The 6303-nt window shown below is 71.8% G+C and carries 4 protein-coding genes; all 4 read left to right on the top strand.

The window, feature by feature from the left end; translation table 11 throughout:
* The first annotated feature begins 6 nt into the window (after positions 1-6).
* The 4 genes from G9H72_RS19270 (at position 7) to G9H72_RS19285 (ending at position 6238) form a co-directional block, all read left to right on the top strand.
* Positions 7-579, top strand: coding sequence for a DUF721 domain-containing protein (locus G9H72_RS19270; protein WP_331272433.1), 573 nt, complete (start codon positions 7-9; stop codon positions 577-579).
* Between the two features lie 420 nt (positions 580-999).
* Entirely contained in the window at positions 1000-2964 is a 1965-nt protein-coding gene (gene gyrB, locus G9H72_RS19275; protein ID WP_166174209.1) for a DNA topoisomerase (ATP-hydrolyzing) subunit B, read from the top strand.
* 53 nt (positions 2965-3017) lie between these two features.
* On the top strand, positions 3018-5702 hold the full coding sequence (gene gyrA / locus G9H72_RS19280; RefSeq protein WP_456238353.1) for a DNA gyrase subunit A: 2685 nt from the start codon (positions 3018-3020) through the stop codon (positions 5700-5702).
* Positions 5699-6238: a DUF3566 domain-containing protein gene (locus G9H72_RS19285; protein WP_331272435.1), complete on the top strand. Its 540-nt coding sequence runs from the start codon at positions 5699-5701 to the stop codon at positions 6236-6238. Before gyrA ends, G9H72_RS19285 begins: the two co-directional genes overlap by 4 nt.
* Positions 6239-6303: the final 65 nt, after the last annotated feature.

The raw sequence follows: 6303 nt of genomic DNA on the forward strand, positions 1-6303 counted from the left end.
AGGCCGGTGACCGAGGAGCCGAGCGCGGCGGACCGCCCCGGGGAGGCGGCCGCGCCCCGGCGTACGGGCGTCGAGATCGCCCGGGAGGCGCTCGCGGCGGCCCGCCTGGCCGCGCGACGCGGCGGAGCGCGTCCTGTCGGGATGCGCGGCGAGCCGGCGACGCCGGGCAGCAGGCGTGCGTACGCCCGTGGCGAGGAGCTGCGCAGCGGCCCCGGGCCCGACGACCGGGACCCGCAGCCGGTGGGCTCGGCGGTGCGGCGGCTGCTGGCCGAGCGCGGGTGGGAGGTCGAGGCCGCGGTCAGCGGGCTGCTCGGCCGCTGGCCCGAGCTGGTCGGCCCGGAGGTGGCGGCGCACGCGACCCCGGAGCGCTTCGACGACGGCGTCCTCGTGGTCAGGGCGGACTCCACGGCCTGGGCCACCCAGCTACGGCTGCTCGTCCCGGCGCTGCGCGCGCGCATCGACGCCGAGCTCGGCCGGGGCGTCTGCCGGGCGATCTCGGTGCAGGGCCCGGCCGCCCCGTCGTGGCGGCGCGGCCCGCTGTCGGTCCGCGGCCGCGGCCCGCGCGACACCTACGGCTGACCCCCGCCCGGGCCTCGGACGGGCGCCCGCGTCCACCTCCCTGGCCCGCTACGAGGCCCGGTGACGCCCTGCGTCGTGTGGGGGGACCTGTCCCCACCTCCGTTCCGGCGCCAGAGCGCGTCCCAGGGGCGTGCACGAGCCCCTGCAGAAGGCGGAGACGGGTAGACTGGTCCGGTTCCGCCCGGGGGTGCTAGCTCCGCTCCCGGGCTCCGCTCGACAGCGGCCGTCCGGTCCCTCCCCGGGAACGGTGCCGCGTGCCCCCGAAGGGTGCTCGTGACCGACATCCAGCCCACCGCGCAGGACAACGGAAGCAACCCGGGGCCGGCCCTCGCCGGCGATGACGGCGCCGCCGCGAGCAACGGGCCCGCCGTCGGCACCGGCTCCGCCGGCGGCAGCGCCACGCCGGGCACGGGGGACGCGGTGGCGTACGACGCCAGCGCCATCACCGTGCTCGAGGGCCTCGAGGCGGTGCGCAAGCGCCCGGGCATGTACATCGGCTCCACCGGCGAGCGCGGCCTGCACCACCTGGTCTACGAGGTCGTCGACAACTCCGTCGACGAGGCACTGGCCGGCTACTGCGACACGATCAAGGTCGCCCTGCTGCCGGACGGCGGGGTGCGCGTGGAGGACAACGGCCGCGGCATCCCGGTCGACATCGTCGCCTCGGAGGGCAAGCCGGCGGTCACCGTCGTCCTCACCGTCCTGCACGCGGGCGGCAAGTTCGGCGGTGGCGGCTACGCGGTCTCCGGTGGCCTGCACGGCGTCGGCGTCTCCGTCGTCAACGCGCTGTCGACGCGGGTCGAGGTGGAGGTGCACCGCGACGGATACGTGTGGCGCCAGGCCTTCCTGCGCGGCGCCCCCGTCGCCGACCTTGAGCGCGGCGAGCAGACCGACCGGACCGGCACGACCGTCACCTTCTGGGCCGACGACGAGATCTTCGAGACGACGGACTACTCGTTCGAGACGCTGTCGGCGCGCTTCCGGGAGATGGCGTTCCTGAACAAGGGGCTCACCCTCCGCCTGCGCGACGAGCGCCCGGTCGAGACCGACAGCGAAGAGGTGGCCGAGCAGGTCGCCGAGCAGCGCAACGTCACCTACTTCTACGAGGGTGGCCTGATCGACTTCGTGACGCACCTCAACTCGAGCAAGGGCGAGGTGCACCGCACGGTCATCGACTTCGAGTCCGAGGACACGGAGAAGAAGCTCTCGCTCGAGGTCGCGATGCAGTGGAACCCGACCTACACCGAGTCGGTCTACACCTTCGCCAACACCATCAACACCCACGAGGGCGGGACGCACGAAGAAGGCTTCCGGTCCGCGCTGACCTCGACGGTCAACAAGTTCGCGCGGCAGTGGAACCTGCTCAAGGACAAGGACACCAACCTCACCGGTGACGACATTCGCGAGGGCCTGACGGCGATCGTCTCGATCAAGCTGGGCGAGCCGCAGTTCGAGGGGCAGACGAAGACCAAGCTCGGCAACACCGAGGCCCGGTCCTTCGTGCAGACCGTGTGCAACGACCGGCTCGGCGAGTGGTTCGAGAAGAACCCCAACGAGGGCAAGGACATCGTCCGCAAGGCGATCTCGGCCCAGACGGCGCGCGTCGCCGCGCGCAAGGCCCGCGAGCTGGCCCGCAACCGCAAGGGGCTGCTCGAGTCCGGAGGCCTTCCGGGCAAGCTGGCCGACTGCCAGTGGCGCGAGCCGGACAAGTGCGAGCTCTACATCGTGGAGGGGGACTCGGCCGGCGGCTCGGCCAAGGGCGGCCGCGACTCCCGCTTCCAGGCGATCCTGCCCATCCGCGGCAAGATCCTCAACGTCGAGAAGGCGCGGATCGACCGCATCCTGCAGAACAACGAGGTGCAGGCGCTCATCTCCGCGGCGGGCACCGGGATCCACGACGACTTCGACCTCGAGAAGCTCCGCTACCACAAGATCATCCTCATGGCGGACGCCGACGTCGACGGCCAGCACATCCGCACCCTGCTTCTGACGTTCTTCTTCCGGTTCATGCGGCCGCTGGTCGAGGCCGGCCACGTCTACCTCGCACAGCCACCGCTCTACAAGATCAAGTGGGCGGGCAAGGAGCCGGTGCAGTACGCCTACTCCGACCGCGAGCGCGACGGCCTCATCAAGCTCGGGCAGGAGTCGGGCAAGCGGCTGCCCAAGGAGGAGGGCATCCAGCGCTTCAAGGGCCTCGGCGAGATGCCGGCCAAGGAGCTGTGGGAGACCACGATGGACCCGGACGCCCGCGTCCTGCTGCAGGTGACGCTGGACGACGCGGCCGCGGCCGACGAGCTCTTCTCCGTCCTGATGGGCGAGGACGTCGAGCAGCGACGTTCCTTCATCCAGCGCAACGCCAAGGACGTCCGCTTCCTCGACATCTAGCGCGTACGGCCGCGCGATTCCCATAGCTGCAGTCGTACTCGTGAGAAGGACTTCTGGTGACTGAGACGCCGACGACGCCGCCGCCCGGCGACCGGATCGAGCTGCGCGACATCAACGTCGAGATGCAGCAGTCGTACCTCGACTACGCGATGAGCGTCATCGTCGGGCGTGCGCTGCCCGACGTGCGCGACGGGCTCAAGCCCGTGCACCGCCGCGTGCTCTACGCGATGTACGACGGGGGCTACCGGCCCGACCGCGGCTACTCCAAGTGCTCGCGCGTCGTCGGGGACGTCATGGGGCAGTACCACCCCCACGGCGACTCGGCGATCTACGACACCCTCGTCCGGCTCGCCCAGTCCTGGTCACTGCGCTACCCGCTCGTCGACGGCAACGGCAACTTCGGCTCGCCCGGCAACGACCCGGCGGCCGCCATGCGCTACACCGAGTGCCGCATGGCGCCGCTCGCCATGCAGATGGTGCGCGACATCGACGAGGACACCGTCGACATGTCGCCGAACTACGACGGGCGCACGCAGGAGCCCGACGTTCTCCCCAGCCGTTTCCCCAACCTGTTGGTGAACGGCAGTGCGGGCATCGCGGTCGGCATGGCGACCAACATCCCGCCGCACAACCTGCGCGAGGTCGCCGACGGCGTGCAGTGGGCGCTGGCCAACCCGGAGGCCACGAGCGACGAGCTGCTCGAGGCGCTGATGCAGCGCATCAAGGGCCCGGACTTCCCCACCCGCGGACTGGTGGTCGGCCGCCGCGGCATCGAGGACGCGTACCGCACCGGGCGCGGCTCGATCACGATGCGCGCGGTGGTGAACGTCGAGGAGATCAACAACCGCACCTGCCTCGTCGTCACCGAGCTGCCCTACCAGGTCAACCCGGACAACCTCGCGCAGAAGATCGCCGAGCTCGTCAAGGACGGCCGTGTCCAGGGCATCGCCGACGTGCGCGACGAGGGCAACGAGCGGCTCGGCCAGCGCCTGGTCATCGTGCTCAAGCGGGACGCCGTCGCGAAGGTCGTGCTCAACAACCTCTACAAGCACACCCAGCTGCAGGAGACGTTCGGCGCGAACATGCTCGCGCTGGTCGACGGCGTCCCGCGCACGCTGCGGCTCGACGAGTTCGTCAAGCACTACGTCGCGCACCAGATCGAGGTCGTCGTCCGGCGGACGCGCTACCGGCTGCGCAAGGCCGAGGAGCGCGCGCACCTGTTGCGCGGCCTGGTCAAGGCGCTCGACCACCTCGACGAGGTCATCGCCCTCATCCGGGCCAGCGCCTCCGCGGACGCCGCGCGGACCGGCCTCATGGAGCTGCTCGACGTCGACACCGAGCAGGCCGACGCGATCCTCGGCATGCAGCTGCGCCGGCTCGCGGCCCTCGAGCGGCAGAAGATCTTCGACGAGCTCGCCGAGATCGAGGCCGAGATCGCCGAGTACCGCGCGATCCTCGCCAGCGAGGAGCGCCAGCGCCAGATCGTGGGCGACGAGCTGCGCGAGATCGTCGACAAGTACGGCGACGAGCGGCGCACGCAGGTGGTGGCGGCCGAGGGCGAGATGTCGATGGAGGACCTCATCGCCGAGGAGCCGGTGGTCGTCACGATCACCCGCGGCGGGTACGCCAAGCGCACCCAGGCCCAGCTCTACCGCTCCCAGCGGCGTGGCGGCCGTGGCGTGCGCGGTGCCCAGCTGCGCGAGGACGACATCGTCGAGCACTTCTTCGTGACGACGACGCACCACTGGATCCTGTTCTTCACCAACAAGGGCCGGGTCTACCGGGTGAAGGCGTACGAGCTGCCGGAGGCGGCCCGCGACGCCCGCGGCCAGCACGTGGCGAACCTGCTCGCGTTCCAGCCCGACGAGCGGATCGCGCAGGTGCTCGACCTGCGCGACTACGACGTGTCGCCGTACCTCGTCCTCGCCACCAAGACCGGCATGGTGAAGAAGACGCGGCTCACCGAGTACGACTCCCCGCGCGCCGGCGGCGTCATCGCGATCAACCTGCGCGAGGACGACGAGCTCATCAGCGCGGCGCTGGCGTCGGCCGACGACGACCTGCTGCTCGTCAGCCGCGGCGCGATGGCCGTGCGCTTCCGCAACGAGGACTCCGCGCTCCGCCCGATGGGCCGCGCGACGAGCGGCGTCACCGGCATGCGCTTCCGGGAGGACGACGAGCTGCTCAGCATGTCCGTCGTGCGTGAGGGAGCCGACGCGTACGTCCTGACCGCGACGGAGAACGGGTTCGCCAAGCGCACGCCGGTCGGTGAGTACCGCATCCAGGGCCGCGGCGGGCTCGGGCTGCGCGCCCACCGCGTGACGTCGGAGCGCGGCGTGCTGGTCGGCGCCCTCGTCGTCGACGAGAGCGACGAGGTGTTCGCGATCACCAGCGGCGGCACGGTCATCCGCACCCGCGTGGCGGACCTGCGGGCGACCGGGCGCGACACGATGGGGGTCACCCTCGTCGCGGTCGGGAACGGCGAGACCGTCCTGTCCGTTGCCCGGAACGCCGAGGCGGACGCCGAGGACGAGGCCGAGCTGGACGCCGCGGTCGAGCGCGCCGAGGAGGAGGCGGGCACGGCCGGGGCCGAGAGCACGGCTCCCGACGACGCGTCCACGGGCTTCGCGGGGGCGGCGCAGGGTACCGTTGCCGAGGAGGAGCCGGAGACCGCGGCCCGCAATGACGAGCCGGCCGACCCGTCGGGCGCCGCGCAGACCGAGGACGGTGGGGAGTGAGCACCTCCGAGACCCGCTACTACGGCGGTGCCGCGTCGCCGGCTCCGAAGCAGCAGGCCGGCCAGCAGACGGGCCCCTCGGGCGCCGAGCAGCGGCGGCCGGGAGGCTTCCTGGGCCGTGGCGCCGCAGGGCAGCCGGCGCAGCAGCCGGCCCCGGGCGCTCGCCCCGCACGCCGGGCGCGGCTGGTGCTGTCCCGGGTCGACCCGTGGTCCGTGATGAAGCTCGCGGCTCTCGCCTCGATCGCGCTCGGGATCATGCTGGTCGTCGCGGTGTTCGCACTGTGGTCCGTGCTGAACCAGATGGGCGTGTTCGAGGCGGTCACGACCACCGTCGGTGACATCACGAGCGACTCCTCCGGCGAGGGCACCGACCTGTCGAGCGTGCTGTCGCTGCAGCGGGTCATGGTCGCCGCGCTGATCCTGGCGGCGGTCGACGCGGTCCTGATCACGGCGCTGAGCACGATCGGGGCGTTCCTCTACAACGTGTCAGCGCGGCTGGTGGGCGGGCTGCACGTCACGCTGACCGAGGACAACTGAGGCGACGACCACGGCGGGCGGCGGCGGAGGGTGTCAAGCTCGGTGAGACAAGACTGCTTCAGGCG

The organism is Motilibacter aurantiacus, assembly GCF_011250645.1.
GTDB classification, from domain to species: Bacteria; Actinomycetota; Actinomycetes; order Motilibacterales; family Motilibacteraceae; genus Motilibacter_A; species Motilibacter_A aurantiacus.